The sequence below is a fragment of the Candidatus Devosia phytovorans genome, from assembly GCA_029202405.1.
Lineage (GTDB): Bacteria > Pseudomonadota > Alphaproteobacteria > Rhizobiales > Devosiaceae > Devosia > Devosia phytovorans.
Genome location: CP119312.1, coordinates 672,998 through 686,616 on the forward strand (window position 1 = coordinate 672,998; position 13,619 = coordinate 686,616).

A 13,619-nucleotide genomic window follows, 5' to 3' on the forward strand; every position below is an offset into this window, starting at 1 on the left:
ATAATTAAGGGCGCCTTCCGGCGCCCTTTTTCGATGTCGGCAATGTCGATCTCAGAAGGAGGTGAACAGGGCCTTCTGGGCGATCTTGAGCGCGCCGATGGCGTCATGGCGGCTCTGGGCTTCGCGGAGCGCGTCGATATCGAGCTTGTCGAGGCCACGACCGGCGGCCTTGAGGAAATCGATGGCATGGGTGGCCGTGGCAACGCTATCCTCGCGGAAGGGGAACTGGTCGAGCTGCCAGACGCCCTCCCAATTGTTCTTCTTGAGCACGTAGAAGAACTCGAACAGCTCGATGGGATGGAGCGAGCCGGCCACCAGATCATCGTCCCAGGAGCGGTAGTTGTCGTTCACATCCATGCCGAAGAGACGCCCATAATCGATGGCGAGCTGGGCGGAATCGGCGGCTGACTCACCGCCCATGATGGCGTGACCGAAATCGAGCAGGATGCCGATATTGGGCAGGCCGATCTTCTCGATGCCCAGGATCGTCCGGGCGACCGAGCCAAAACTCATGCGCACGCGCGGCTCGCGCGGCTTGTATTCGATGACGAATTTTAGGTCCGGGTTTTCGCTTGCCAGCTGGCCGACGCCATCGAGCGAGCGCTGCCACTGGGTGGAATAATCAACCTGGAAAGGATAGTCCCAGCCATCCTGACCGGGCCAGAGCTTTACATAGTCCGCCTTGTGGAAGCGGACGACATCGCAGGCGGCCGTAACCAGTTCATGCGCCTTGCGTCGGATTCCGGCGTCGGGATTGGTGAAGGCACCCTTGACGAAGTCGCGGGTGTAGATCTCGGGCGTGATGCCGATGACGCCCAGATTGTTGCGATCAAGCGCCGTCTTGATCTGGTCGTTGGAATATTCGCCGCCGAAATAGGGCCAGTTGAGGTCGACGACCGAGAGATCCTTGACCTGGCCGGCAATATCGATGGCCTCGATGATATTGCGTGGTGCGCCGTAGCCGTCGGTGGCGTAGCGGTCGAGATAGGTGGCGAAGTGCCAGATGCCGGCGCCGTAACGCTGGGTGCTCATAGGTTTCCTCCGTTATGTGTCGTCAGTGTTTGGGTGATGGCCGTGCGCCAGCGCTCTTGATGCGCGGCGCGGTCCTTCTCGGCCATTTTGGGTGTGTGGCGGCCGGCCGCCGGCACCGGCGTCATGTCGATGCCGAGACCGGAATAGGCGAGGGCGGCAGCGCCGAGGGCGCTCACCTCCGGGGCGGCGGCGGTGACGACGGAACGGCCCAGGATATCGGCCTGGAATTGCATCAGGAATGGATTGCGCGAAGCGCCACCGTCGGCGCGCAGTTCGGCCATGGGCGCGCCCATATCCTGCTCCATGGCGTTGAAAACGTCGCTGACCTGGAAGGCGATGGCTTCCAGCGCAGCGCGGGCGAGATGGGCGGGCCTGGTGCCCAGCGCCAGACCGGTGACGGTGCCGCGCGCTTCGGCGCGCCAATAGGGGGCACCCATGCCAACGAGCGCCGGCACAAAGGCGGCACCATTGCTGTCTCCAACACTTTCGGCTAGCGCTGAGAGGGCTGCGGCGTCACTCAGGCCGAGCAGTTCGGCCATGAAGGCGGCGGCCTGGCCGGAGACGGAGATATTGCCTTCAAGCGCGTGAACGGGTTTGCCGTTCTGGCTCCAGGCGATGGTGCTGGAAATGCCGTGTTTCGACAGGACGCGGGTGGGCGTCAGCGTCATCAGCGAGGTGCCGGTGCCGTAGGTCGCCTTGACCGTGCCGGGCGCACGGACGCCGTGTCCGAAAAGGGCGGCATGGGAGTCGCCGATCATGGCGTGAATGGGAATGCCGGCGAGCGGGCCGGTCGCGACGTGGCCGAAATCGGAATCCGATGACCGCACATCAGCCAACAGGGACAGGGGCACGTCAAAGAGGCGCGCCAGCTCGCTGTCCCATTGCAGGGTTTCGGTATTGAACAGCTGTGTACGCGAGGCGTTGGAATGGTCGGTGGCGTGGACGGCGCCCGCGGTCAGGTGCCACAACAGCCAGCTATCGACGGTGCCGGCGCGCAATTCGCCGCGCTCGGCGCGTTCGCGGGCGCCGGGCATATTGTCGAGCAGCCAGGCTATCTTGCCGGCGGGGAAGAGCGGATCGAGCGCCAGACCAGTACACCCCTCGATCAGAGCGGCATGACCGCCGTCGCGCAAAGCATCGCATTTTGGAGCGGAGCGGCGGCATTGCCAGATGACGCAGGGACCGATGGGCTCGCCACTGGCGGCGTCCCAGACCACGATGGATTCGCGCTGATTGGAAATGGCGACGGCGAGGATTTCCGCGCCATTGGCCCTGGCGACCACGTCATCGATGACCTTGTTGACGCCCTTGACCAATTCGTCGGCCGATTGCTCGGCCCAGCCAGGCTGGGGATAGGTCACGACATTGGGCACGGAGGCCTGATGGTGGACGCGGCCATCGGCCGAGACCAGTAGTGCCTTGGTATTGGTCGTGCCCTGATCGATGGCGAGGACGAGGCCGGCCGAGGTCATTTCTTGCGCGCGGCGGTCTGGCGGACCGCGTCGGCGATGCCAGTTTCGGTCAGGCCGAAATGCTCCATCAGGAACTCTGCCGAACCGGTAGGGACGAAGCCGGGGAAGCCAAGGATGCGCATGGGGACCGGGTCGTTAGCCGTGACCACTTCGGCCACTGCGCCGCCGAGGCCGCCGCGGATATTGCCTTCTTCCACGGTAACGATGGCGCCGGTTTCGGCTGCGGCAAGAATGGCGGCTTCATCGAGCGGGCTGATGGTCGCCATGTTGACGACGCGGGTGGAAATGCCTTCGGCGGCCAGGGTTTTTGCTGCCGCGATAGCGCGATGCACCATGGTGCCATTGGCGATGATGGTGGCGTCCGTGCCCTCGACCAGCGTCTCGGCCTTGCCGATCTCGAAGCTGGCGGCGCTGCGGTCCAGGGCCGGCACCGGCATGCGGCTGACGCGGACATAAACAGGCCCGTCAAGGGCAGCAGCGGCGCGGATGGCCTGTTCGGTCTGCCAGGGATCGGCCGGGACGATGATGGTGAGATTGGTGAGGAGGCGCAACCAGGCCATGTCCTCGATGGAATGATGGGTCGGGCCAAGCTCGCCATAGGCGACGCCAGAGGACTGGCCAATCAGCTTCACATTGACATTGGAATAGGCAATGTCAGCCTTGATCTGTTCGAGCGAGCGGGCCGTCAAGAAGCAGGACGCAGCAGAGACGAAGGGTATCTTGCCGCCATTGGCAAGGCCAGCGCCGACGGCGACCACGGTCTGTTCCGCTATGCCGACGTTGACCATGCGCTCGGGCCATTTTTTCTTGAAGCCGCCGAGCTTGGACGAGCCGACGCTGTCGCTGACCACGGTAACGATGCGGCTATCGGCTTCGGCCAGGGATTCAATGGTGGCGGCAAAGCTGTCGCGGCAGTCGAACATACCGGCTTTGTTGGGGGCTGCAGCGCTCATCAGACCAGTTCCGCCATGGCTAGTTCGTATTGTTCCTTGGTCGGCACGCCGTGGTGCCAGGCGACATTGTCATGCATGAAGCTGACGCCCTTGCCCTTGAAGGTATTGGCGATGACGCAGAGCGGCTTGCCGCGGCCCTTGGGGGAGGCAGACAGCACGTCCAGCAATTGCTGGTGATCGTGGCCATCCACGCTTTCGACATGCCAGCCGAAGGCGCGCCACTTGTCATCGAGCGGGTCGAGCGAGGCCGTTTCCTCGGTGCGCGCGCCTTGCTGCAGGCGGTTGCGGTCGATGATCAGCGTCAGGTTTTCCAGCTTGCGATGGCCAGCGGTAAGGGCGGCCTCCCAGTTGCTGCCTTCCTGCAATTCGCCGTCGCCAGTCAAAACGAAGGTGCGGAAATCCTTGCTATCGATTTGTCCGGCAATGGCAATGCCCAAGGCAACCGGCAGGCCATGGCCAAGCGGGCCGGTATTGGTTTCGACGCCGGGCAGGTAGTTGCGATTGGGGTGGCCGTTGAGCTTGCTCAGTGGCTCCATATAGGTCTTGAGGTCGGCTTCGGGGAAATAACCGGCTGCGGCCAGGACGGAATAGAAAGCGCCGGTGCAGTGGCCCTTGCTCATGACGAAGCGATCTCGGGCCGGGTCGTTCGGCTTGGCCGGATCGTAACGCATGACGCCGAAGTAGAGGGTGGCCAGGGTGTCGGTGGCGCTGAAGTCGCCGCCGGGGTGACCCTGCTGGGCTTCATAGACCATCTGAAAACTGCGGCGGCGGATCCAGAGCGCCTTTTCTGCAATGGTAGCAACGGTATCGTTGCGGCGATCGGGGGCGGTGAGGGACACTTGCTTTTCCTGTCGCACGGGGTGCGGAAGCCATTCGGCTGTGTTGGTGGCAAGCTAGCGCCAACGGAAATCACCCGCAATGAGAAAATTTGCGATTTCTGCGGATTTTCATAACGCACTGATACGCTTCGGAATATCGCGCATTATCAAGCCGTAGGCAATTTGTTTGAGCATTGACACTGGTCTGTTTTCTGCTCACAAGGATGAAATCGCAAAAAATCGCAATGAACCGAATGGTCGTGCTGATGCGAGACGAGGAGTTTATCGATGTTCAATCGGCGCCTGGCCTGTCTGGTCCTGGCAATTGCCGCAGCTTGGCCGCTGGCGGGCTGCAAAATCGTGGCTATTGCCGACCAGAATGCGGCTGAACCGGCGGGTTTTGATGCCGCGGCCTATGCCGATGGGATCTGGACGTCCCAAGTGCTGCCGCATTTCAGCGCCTCTGCGCGGCCGGTTGTCGATGTCGTTCCGGCGATTGTAGGCGACCTGGCGGAGGCGGGGAAAACTTTCGGTTATCGCGCCGGTGAGGGATCGCCGTGGAGCTTTATCGTTTCCGGATCCGGCACGGTGGCGGCGAAGAATACGGAGTCGCGGGCGGGGACGCTGGAGGTGACGGTCGAGGGGCTATCTGAGCCGGTGGTGCTGCAGATCGGGCCGGTGATCCGGGGCAATGCGGTGCGTGATGCGCTGCCCTTCGTTGCTTTCAAGGATTTCACCAACCAGATCGAATATGCCAATGCCGGCAAGGCGTTGACGGCACTGGCACTGGTGGGCTTTGCGGACAATGTCGAGGCGATTGCAGCGGGCGATACAGTCAATTTCACCGGCTCGATCAGCATGGCAGGTGCGTCGGACAAGGTGCTGGTGACGCCGGTGGTGCTGGAAAAGGCTGCGCCATGAGCGGGGTGGTCCTGAGTGCTCGTGCCATCACCAAAGCCTTTCCGGGCACCGTGGCTCTGCAGGATGTCGATTTCGACGTGCATGAAGGCGCGGTCAATGTGCTGATCGGCGAGAATGGCGCGGGCAAGTCGACGCTGATGAAGATCCTGGCCGGGGTGGAACGGCCGACGCTGGGCACGATCATCATGGCTGGTGAGAAGGTCAGTTTCTCGTCGATCCGCGATGCGGGCAGCAAGGGCATTGGCATCGTGTTCCAGGAGCTCAATCTCTGTCCGAACATGAGCGTGACGGAAAATATTTTTCTCGGACGCGACATCACACGGGCGGGGTTTCATATCGACCGGGCGGCGCAGAAGGCGCGGACAGCTGAACTGCTGAAGCGGCTGGAGCATGAAATCGACCCCGATGCGCTGGTGGCGGACCTGATGATTGGCCAGCAGCAGATCGTCGAGATTGCCAAGGCGTTGGCCGAGGATGCGCGTATCCTGATCATGGACGAGCCGACATCGGCGCTGTCGGCCTCGGAAGTGGAAGTGCTATTCAAGGTGATTGGCGAGCTCAAGCGTGCCGGGGTCGCGATCATCTATATCTCGCATCGGCTGGAGGAGCTGATCCGCATCGGTGATCATTTCACCGTGCTGCGCGATGGGCGGTTGGCGGCGACGGCGCGGCGCGAGCAGGTCAGCATTCCCTGGATCATCGAGAAGATGCTGGGCGCCGGCGAGGTGGTGGCGAAGCGCCCACCAGCGGCGCCGGCTGGTCCGGCAATCCTCGAAGTCAGCAAGCTTTCGCTGCCGCGGCGCGGGGCGGGGCTGGCAGTGGATGATGTGTCGGTGTCGTTCCGCACGGGTGAAATCACCGCCATTTACGGGCTGCTTGGAGCCGGGCGCACGGAACTGTTCGAAAGCCTTTATGGGCTGCGGGCGGGTGCCCGGGGATCGGTCAGGCTCGACGGGCGCGAGTTGGCGGGGCACTCGGTCAATCGCCGGATGAAAGAAGGATTGTTGCTGGTGCCGGAGGATCGGCAGCGCGACGGGCTGGTGCAGAATTTGAGCGTCGGCGGCAATCTGGGGCTGGCCAGCCTGCGGCGGTTCACGCGTTTCCTGTCGATCTCGAAATCGGCAGAAAAGCCGCTGCTGCAAGAGGTTATCAGCCAGCTTCACATCAAGACATCCAGTGCCGATGCGCCGATCACCTCGCTGTCGGGTGGCAATCAGCAGAAGGTGGTGATCGGCAAGAGCCTGCTTACCGAGCCGCGCGTGCTGCTGCTCGACGAGCCCAGCCGCGGCATCGATATCGGCGCCAAGGCGGAGGTGTTTTCGACCATGCGCGACCTGGCCGACAGCGGGCTCGCCATTGTCTACACGACCTCCGATCTCAAGGAGACCCACGCCGTGGCCGACCGCATCCTGGTTATGGCCTATGGCCGGATCACCGCCGACCTGCGCGCCGAAGAGGCGACCGACGAGGCGCTGGTGCGCGCTTCCACAACCAAACTCGAATCCGCTGCCTGAGGGGCCAAGATGTCCATTGCAACTGCGACTGCCAAAGCTGGCCCGACCGGCAATCAATCGGCCCTGATGCTGATCCTGAAATTGCGGACGTTCATCGCGCTTATCGTGGTGACGCTGTTCTTTGCCTTCATGGCGCCGAACTTCGTGTCGGTGGCCAATGCGGTGATCATTTCCAAGCATGTGGCGATCAACGCGATCCTGGCCATCGGCATGACCTATGTGATCCTGACCGGGGGCATCGATCTTTCGGTGGGCTCGATCGTGGGGCTGACCGGCATGGTGGCGGGTGGGCTCCTGGTGCATGGCATGCCGCTGCCGATGTTGGGCGTGGTGATCTATCCCAATGTTGTGGAAGTCATCCTGATTGCTTTGGCGGTGGGCACAGCGATCGGCGCGGTCAATGGATTTCTCATAACCAAGCTACAGGTGGCGCCGTTTATTGCAACACTGGGAACGCTTTATGTAGCGCGTGGCGCGGCGTTGCTACTGTCGGGCGGGGCGACTTTTTCCAACCTGGTCGGCAAGCCGGAGCTGGAAAACCAGGGCTATCCGATCATCGGTTCGGGCAATGTGCTGGGCGTTCCGGTGTCGGTTCTGATCCTCGTCGTGATGGCGCTGATCGCGGCCTATGTGGCGCAGCGCACGCCGTTTGGCCGCAAGGTCTATGCGGTGGGTGGCAACGAGCGGGCGGCGGCGCTGAGCGGGGTGCGGGTCGATCGGGTCAAGATCGCGGTCTATATGATTTCCGGATTCTGTGCGGCGGTGGTGGGGCTGATCGTCTCGTCGCAGCTGGTGGCGTCGCATCCGGCGAGTGGGGAAACCTTCGAGCTCAATGCCATCGCAGCGGCGGTGCTGGGCGGGACTTCTCTGAGCGGTGGCAGGGGTTTGATCGGCGGGACGATCATCGGCGCCTTTGTCATCGGCGTGCTCAGCGATGGGCTGGTGATGATGGGCGTTTCCGAATTCTGGCAGATGGTGATCAAAGGACTTGTGATTATCGCCGCCGTCGTGCTCGATCAGTTGCAACGCAGGCTTGCCGCCAACACTCGTCAGGGCTAGCAATCAGGTTTACCCGAGGAGTCAAGGATTTGGCCGAGACCAAGCCAGCAGGCGAGACCAGGCGCAAGGGGCGCAAGCCCCAGGCGGATGCATCGCGACAGAACCTGCTGGCCGAACCGCGGCGGATGAAAATTCTTGAGTGGCTGCAAGAGGAAGGCAGTGCGCGGGTGCGCGATCTGTCGGTGGCCTTTGCGGTATCGGAAGCGACGATCCGGCAGGATCTCGAGCGGCTGGACAATGATGGTTTCGTGGTGCGCGAGCATGGCGGGGCGTATCTGAAATCGGTGCCGGCGCAGGTGCAGTCGATGTCGCTGCAGCACCTGTCCAACATGGACAGCAAGAAGAAAATAGGCCGTGCTGCCGCGGGTTTAGTGCATAATGGCGAGACCATTATCCTCGACTCCGGATCGACGACGACCGAGATCGCCAACAACCTGACCGGGCATGACGGGCTCAATGTCATCACCAATGCGATCAATATTGCGCTGACGCTGGGGGCATTGCCGTCGATGCAGGTGCATCTGTCGGGCGGGCTGTTCAAGGCGCCGACGCTTTCGGTGACCGGGGAAAAATCGGGTGACTTTTTCGAGGGCATATTTGCCGAGAAACTGTTCCTGGCGACGGCAGCGGTGTCCTTCGAGGCTGGGCTGACTTTTCCGGCGATGGCAGACCTTTACGTCAAGCGCGCCATGATCAAGGCGGCTTCCAAGGTCTATCTCGTGGCCGACAGTACAAAAATCGGCCGGACGTCGTTTTCCTCGCTCGGCTCGATCGATCTGATCGGCGGCTTCATCACCGATGATGGCATTCGCGACGAAGATCGGGCAGAATTCGAGCGGCGCGGCATAGAGGTCATTATCGCCAAATAGGCGGTCTGATCCCCGCCAGCATGCTGGACGACTTCTCGCGATCCGGCTGCCGGACGGCTGGTTTTGCCGTCGCACCAGTGTCGATCCATGGTCACCAACCCCGCTATTGGCTAGCAGACTGTTAGCATCGAGTGTCACCTCCGGGCGAGATGCGTGAATCGCGCTCGTCTGGGGCCAAAGCATGTCGAGACGAATTGACTCTTTGTGCTTCCTTTGCAATCTTCAATAAACGCAAAAAATACGAAGCAGCCGAAAAGGCCGTGATTGCGAACCGACCCTGAGGAGCGGGGTCAAATGGAGGACGAAAATGAGAATAGTGCAGACACTCGCCGCATTGGCGTTGGGTGCAATGGCTGGCGTCGCGCTGGCCATGCCGGCGCAGGCGGAAGGCCTCGTGGTGATCATCACCCCGAGCCATGACAATCCCTTCTTCAAGGCCGAGGCGGAAGGCGCCCAGGCCAAGGCCGAAGAGCTGGGCTATACGACCCAGGTCTATTCGCATGACGACGATGCCAACAAGCAGAACGAGCTGATCGACTCTGCCATTGCGGCCGGCGCCAAGGCGATCATCCTCGACAATGCCGGTGCCGATGCTTCGGTCGCGGCCGTACAGAAGGCCAAGGACGCAGGCATCCCGAGCTTCCTGATCGACCGCGAAATCAATGCTACCGGCGTTGCCGTGGCGCAGATCGTGTCGAACAACTATCAGGGTGCAACGCTGGGTGCCGAGAAGTTCGTCGAAGCCATGGGCGAGGCGGGCAATTATGTCGAGCTGACGGGCAAGGAATCCGACACCAATGCCGGTATCCGCTCGTCGGGCTACCACGATGTGATCGACCAGTATCCGGACCTCGTGATGGTGGCGCAGCAGTCGGCCAACTGGAGCCAGACCGAAGCCTTCACCAAGATGGAGTCGATCCTGCAGGCCAACCCGGACGTCAAGGGCGTGATTGCCGGCAATGACACCATGGCCATGGGTGCCCTGGCAGCGCTGGAAGCGGCAGGCCGCAGCGACGTGATCGTCGTCGGCTTCGACGGGTCCAACGATGTGCGTGACGCCATCACCTCGGGCAAGATCACGGCCACCGTGCTGCAGCCGGCCTATCGCCAGGCCCAGTGGGCGGTGGAGCTGGCCGACAAGTATCTCAAGGACGGTTCCACGGGGCTGGACGAGAAGATTTCCATGGACTGCGTGCTGATCGACGAGACCAATGCCGGCCAGCTGGAGACCTTTGCGCTGGCTGAATGATTGTTGACCACGAATATTGAAGGCCGGGCGAGAGCCCGGCCTGAGTTTTTTATCAGGGTACCCCCACCTAACCTCCCCCTGAAAAGGGGGAGGGACTGATCGCGTTTGCGGCGCAATCTCGCCAACAATACCGGACGGGTTCCTCCCCCTTTTCAGGGGGAGGCTAGGTGGGGGTACTCTTACTTTTGAGGAATGCCGATGACCGCCATGATTGCCAAATGGGACATGTTCGAGGCCAGTTTTTCGGGGCCGCGTGGGGGCAATCCGTTTGTCGAGGTGACGCTGGAGGCGGTGTTTCAGCAGAAGGAACGGCGGGTAAGGGTGCCCGGGTTCTATGATGGGGACGGGGTCTACAAGGTCCGCTTCATGCCCGACAATGAAGGGGAGTGGAGCTTTGTTACCGCTTCGAACGCGGTGGAGCTCGATGGGCAGGTTGGCGGGTTGAGCGTGACGGCGGCCAGGCAGCGCAATCATGGGCCGGTGCGGGTATCGGACCGGTTTCATTTTGCCCATGCCGATGGAACGCGGTTCCTGCCATTCGGCACGACCTGCTATGCCTGGACGCATCAGCCGCTGGCGATGCAGGCGCAGACGCTGGAAACGCTGAGCCAGACGCGGTTCAACAAGGTTCGCATGGGCGTCTTTCCCAAGGACTATCCCTATAATGTCAACGATCCGCTGCATGATGTCTATCAGCGCGGGGCTGATGGCGAACTGGATTTCGACCGGCCGAACCCCGAGGCTTTCCGGCATTTCGAGAGCCAGGTGTCGGCGCTGGGCAGGCTGGGCATCCAGGCTGATGTGATCCTGTTCCATCCCTATGACCGCTGGAATTATTCGGGGATGAGCGAGGCGCAGGATTATCGCTATGTGCAATATCTGGTGGCGCGGCTGGGTGCGCATGCCAATGTGTGGTGGGCGCTGGCCAATGAATATGACTTCATGCTCGACACCAAGCCGATGGCGCGCTGGGACCGATTCTTCCACATCATCGAGGAGAACGACCCCTACCGGCACCTGACGTCGATCCACAATGGCGACCCCAAGGCCAATTATGACCATCGCCTGCCATGGGTCAGCCATGTGTGCACCCAGCATTGGGACGTGAAGCGCACGCCAGAATGGCGGCTGGCCTATGGCAAGCCGGTGGTCAATGACGAGCCCGAATATGAGGGCAATATCGTCGAGGCCTGGGGCAATATCACCGCACAGGAACTGGTGCACCGCTTCTGGACCATGGCGCTGCGCGGCGCCTATGCCGGGCATGGCGAGACCTATCGGCACCCCGAAGACCTGATCTGGTGGGCCAAGGGCGGCCAGCTGCATGGCGAGGCGTGGAAGCGGATCGGCTTTCTGCGCGATATCCTGGAAGAGAGCGCGACTACGGGGTTCGAGCCGGTGGATGGATCGGTGCGGTTTTCATCGCGCGTGTCGGCGGCGGTGGATGGCGATACGACGATCATATATCTCGGCGAGCACCAGCCGGAGATCTGGCCCTATGGCTTGCCCCAAGTGGACGGGGACTATGAGGTGGAGGTGATCGACACCTGGAACATGACGGTGACGCCGGCGGAGATCGTGCCGGCACCGGAGAACCATCCGGTGCGGCATGGGGCGGTGGTGATTGCCAAGGCGCCGTCGGCGGCGTTTGCGGTGAAGTTGCCGGTCAAGCCGGGGTTGGCGATCCGGTGGCGGCCCAAGCGATAGGGATTATATCGCGTGTGCGGGCCGTCTGGGCCATTCGGCCATAGGCCTCATGGCCTTCTTGGCTTGAAAGGCTCCACTGGAGCCTTTCATCCGCTGCGCGGAACACCCGCGAAGTTACCTAAAATCGCTCCACTGGAGCGATTTTACCCTGCGGGCCGGTTCGAAGATCTCGAGATAGGCCCCGGCTCAAGGCCGGGGTGACATCGAGGGTGTGGGGGCTTACCTGCAGGACGATAAGTTCAATGCTGCCAGATGACGAGGCCGGCGGCGGTGGCCATCATGACGCCGGCGGTCTTGTTGAGGCGGGTGAGGGCGCGCTCGCTCTTGAACATTTCGCGGGCGGCCGAGGCGAGCCAGGCATAGCCGGAGGCGACGATCAGCAGGACCACGACGACGATGAAGGTCAGCTCGGCGAAGGCGAGGGGGTTCATCTGGTCGAGCGGGATGACCGTGGGCAGGATGGCCAGGTAGAAGACGATGGTTTTCGGATTGCCCATGGTCAGCGAGAAGCCGGCGAGGAAGGTCTTCCAAGGGTCCTCGTTTTTCGGCTTCATCTGTTCGGAGCCCGGGCGGGCGGTCCAGAATTTCCAGGCGATATAGAGCAGATAGGCCGCGCCGGCCCAGCGGATGAAGACGAAGACCGGGCCGAACCAAGTGGCGATGGCGGCAAGGCCGAAGACGGCGAAGACGAAATAGACCAGGTCACCCGCCAGAATGCCCAGCACCATGGGGAAGGCGCCCTTGAAGCCGCCGCCAAGGGCGCGTGCCACCACGGCGGCAACGCCGGGGCCGGGCACGAGCACGGCGATGGCATAGGCAATGGTGAAGGTGAGGAGGGTGAAGAGGTCCATGATGCCGGCTCCAGAATGGGTGGCGGACACTAAGCTTCGGGCCTGCGTGCGGCAAGGTGCGGCTTGCTCCCCCGTGAACGGAGAGGACGCCGCGGAGAGATGCTGCTTTGATGCGCTTCGCGGCGGCCTCGGGGGCCACCTGACGTCGGGTCGTCAATCCGAAGTGCAGGTGATCCCTTTGGGCGTGACAGAGCGCCGTTCGGCCCTCTGGCGTCGCGGTGACACGCTGCGTTGCGGCTTTCGCCCCTGAAAAAAGCAATAAAGTGAAGAGGCGAGAGCCGCTTCGCACGAGCCGGCCTTTCCGGTAGCTGCATGGCGCGGCGTTGCCAAAGCGCCGGCGGTCAGCTGCCGGTGCCGGGCGACCCCGGCTTCCGGTCATCCCCGCCCGATGCTTCGTCGGCATCGCGTGTGCTGGCGGGAACGGGAGGATTATGCGGGATGGTGGGAGGGCGGGGAAAAGTATTTTTGAGATGTCGGATAAGGCATTGACAATAAAGGATAAATTTCTCTTGTCAAGCTCTGCCTCGACAGTCGACACTTCATCATCCACCAGCACCCTCATGGTGAGGTGCGAGCCGTAGGCGAGCCTCGAACCACGAGGGAGGGTGGGCATGGACGTCTTCGTCTATATGCTGCGCTGTGCGGATGGTTCCTACTACGTCGGGCTGACGAAGCAGGATCCCGAGGCGAGGCTCTGGGAGCACAACAACAAGATCTATCCGGGCTATACCTCGACGCGGACGCCGGTCGAGATGGTCTTCATGGAGCACTACGAGCGCATCATCGATGCGATCGAGCGCGAGCGGCAGATCAAGAAATGGTCGCGCCGCAAGAAGGAGGCGCTGATCCGGGGAGATTATGAAGCGCTGCCGGATCTGGCAAGTCGGCCAAAGAGATAGGCACTGTGCCACGCCCCCGTGGTTCGAGGCTCGCGAAGGGCTCGCACCTCACCATGAGGGCTACTGTGAGATGAGTGGTTGCGCTCCGTGGATGAGGGGCCTTGGTGCCGCGCGCCAGTTCGACAGGCTCACTACGGTTCGAGGCTTTGCTGCTCAAAGCGCCTCACCATGCGGGCTACTGTTGGGGTGGGAGTTTGGCTGGATGTGTGGTCGCGCAAGTGGCTCCCCCCTCCACCACGCGAAGCGTGGTTCCCCTCCCCCGTAAACGGGGGAGG

At 62.1% G+C, this 13,619-nt stretch carries 12 protein-coding genes; 7 read left to right on the forward strand and 5 right to left on the reverse strand.

Translation table 11 applies throughout. The features are described from left to right. Positions 1-51: 51 nt before the first annotated feature. From P0Y65_03305 to P0Y65_03320, 4 genes are read right to left on the reverse strand one after another with little or no spacing between them, the layout of a single operon-like run. A complete protein-coding gene (locus P0Y65_03305) occupies positions 52-1,032 on the reverse strand; it encodes a TIM barrel protein (protein ID WEK05301.1) in 981 nt (326 codons plus the stop codon). Next, complete coding sequence (locus P0Y65_03310; GenBank protein WEK05302.1) at positions 1,029-2,504, reverse strand: FGGY family carbohydrate kinase; 1,476 nt, start codon at positions 2,502-2,504, stop codon at positions 1,029-1,031. The genes P0Y65_03305 and P0Y65_03310 overlap by 4 nt, the downstream gene beginning before the upstream one ends. Next, positions 2,501-3,457: a transketolase C-terminal domain-containing protein gene (locus tag P0Y65_03315; protein WEK05303.1), complete on the reverse strand. Its 957-nt coding sequence runs from the start codon at positions 3,455-3,457 to the stop codon at positions 2,501-2,503. Before P0Y65_03315 ends, P0Y65_03310 begins: the two co-directional genes overlap by 4 nt. Further along, positions 3,457-4,209 carry a transketolase gene (locus P0Y65_03320; protein WEK06716.1) on the reverse strand — a complete coding sequence of 251 codons (753 nt, stop codon included), beginning with the start codon at positions 4,207-4,209 and terminating at the stop codon, positions 3,457-3,459. Before P0Y65_03320 ends, P0Y65_03315 begins: the two co-directional genes overlap by 1 nt. 354 nt (positions 4,210-4,563) lie before the next feature. Here P0Y65_03320 and P0Y65_03325 point away from each other — a divergent pair, with 354 nt between their 5' ends. The 6 genes from P0Y65_03325 (at position 4,564) to P0Y65_03350 (ending at position 11,594) form a co-directional block, all read left to right on the forward strand. Further along, positions 4,564-5,196 (forward strand): DUF2291 domain-containing protein, encoded by a 633-nt coding sequence (locus P0Y65_03325; GenBank protein WEK05304.1) that lies wholly within the window; start codon positions 4,564-4,566, stop codon positions 5,194-5,196. Beyond that, positions 5,193-6,710: a sugar ABC transporter ATP-binding protein gene (locus P0Y65_03330; protein ID WEK05305.1), complete on the forward strand. Its 1,518-nt coding sequence runs from the start codon at positions 5,193-5,195 to the stop codon at positions 6,708-6,710. The genes P0Y65_03325 and P0Y65_03330 overlap by 4 nt, the downstream gene beginning before the upstream one ends. A gap of 9 nt (positions 6,711-6,719) precedes the next feature. Beyond that, positions 6,720-7,769, forward strand: coding sequence for an ABC transporter permease (locus tag P0Y65_03335; protein ID WEK05306.1), 1,050 nt, complete (start codon positions 6,720-6,722; stop codon positions 7,767-7,769). A 29-nt stretch (positions 7,770-7,798) separates the two neighbouring features. Continuing rightward, positions 7,799-8,638: a DeoR/GlpR family DNA-binding transcription regulator gene (locus tag P0Y65_03340; protein WEK05307.1), complete on the forward strand. Its 840-nt coding sequence runs from the start codon at positions 7,799-7,801 to the stop codon at positions 8,636-8,638. Between the two features lie 307 nt (positions 8,639-8,945). Further along, complete coding sequence (locus tag P0Y65_03345; GenBank protein ID WEK05308.1) at positions 8,946-9,887, forward strand: D-ribose ABC transporter substrate-binding protein; 942 nt, start codon at positions 8,946-8,948, stop codon at positions 9,885-9,887. A gap of 192 nt (positions 9,888-10,079) precedes the next feature. Further along, a complete protein-coding gene (locus P0Y65_03350) occupies positions 10,080-11,594 on the forward strand; it encodes a DUF5060 domain-containing protein (GenBank protein WEK05309.1) in 1,515 nt (504 codons plus the stop codon). A 239-nt stretch (positions 11,595-11,833) separates the two neighbouring features. Here P0Y65_03350 and P0Y65_03355 read toward each other — a convergent pair whose 3' ends face one another. Next, the gene (locus tag P0Y65_03355; GenBank protein WEK05310.1) at positions 11,834-12,445 is read right to left on the reverse strand and encodes a LysE family translocator; all 612 of its coding nucleotides are present in this window, start codon (positions 12,443-12,445) and stop codon (positions 11,834-11,836) included. A gap of 611 nt (positions 12,446-13,056) precedes the next feature. On the opposite strand from P0Y65_03355, the gene P0Y65_03360 reads away from it, so the two are divergent. Further along, entirely contained in the window at positions 13,057-13,344 is a 288-nt protein-coding gene (locus tag P0Y65_03360; GenBank protein WEK05311.1) for a GIY-YIG nuclease family protein, read from the forward strand. The last annotated feature ends 275 nt before the right edge of the window (positions 13,345-13,619 follow it).

What these genes read in the sequence shown, in the direction of transcription:
- P0Y65_03305 (WEK05301.1), bottom strand. Translation starts at nt 1,032, where the DNA reads ATGAGCACCCAGCGTTACGGCGCCGGCATCTGGCACTTCGCCACCTAT.
- P0Y65_03310 (WEK05302.1), bottom strand. Translation starts at nt 2,504, where the DNA reads ATGACCTCGGCCGGCCTCGTCCTCGCCATCGATCAGGGCACGACCAAT.
- P0Y65_03315 (WEK05303.1), bottom strand. Translation starts at nt 3,457, where the DNA reads ATGAGCGCTGCAGCCCCCAACAAAGCCGGTATGTTCGACTGCCGCGAC.
- P0Y65_03320 (WEK06716.1), bottom strand. Translation starts at nt 4,209, where the DNA reads ATGGTCTATGAAGCCCAGCAGGGTCACCCCGGCGGCGACTTCAGCGCC.
- P0Y65_03325 (WEK05304.1), top strand. Translation starts at nt 4,564, where the DNA reads ATGTTCAATCGGCGCCTGGCCTGTCTGGTCCTGGCAATTGCCGCAGCT.
- P0Y65_03330 (WEK05305.1), top strand. Translation starts at nt 5,193, where the DNA reads ATGAGCGGGGTGGTCCTGAGTGCTCGTGCCATCACCAAAGCCTTTCCG.
- P0Y65_03335 (WEK05306.1), top strand. Translation starts at nt 6,720, where the DNA reads ATGTCCATTGCAACTGCGACTGCCAAAGCTGGCCCGACCGGCAATCAA.
- P0Y65_03345 (WEK05308.1), top strand. Translation starts at nt 8,946, where the DNA reads ATGAGAATAGTGCAGACACTCGCCGCATTGGCGTTGGGTGCAATGGCT.
- P0Y65_03350 (WEK05309.1), top strand. Translation starts at nt 10,080, where the DNA reads ATGCCGATGACCGCCATGATTGCCAAATGGGACATGTTCGAGGCCAGT.
- P0Y65_03355 (WEK05310.1), bottom strand. Translation starts at nt 12,445, where the DNA reads ATGGACCTCTTCACCCTCCTCACCTTCACCATTGCCTATGCCATCGCC.
- P0Y65_03360 (WEK05311.1), top strand. Translation starts at nt 13,057, where the DNA reads ATGGACGTCTTCGTCTATATGCTGCGCTGTGCGGATGGTTCCTACTAC.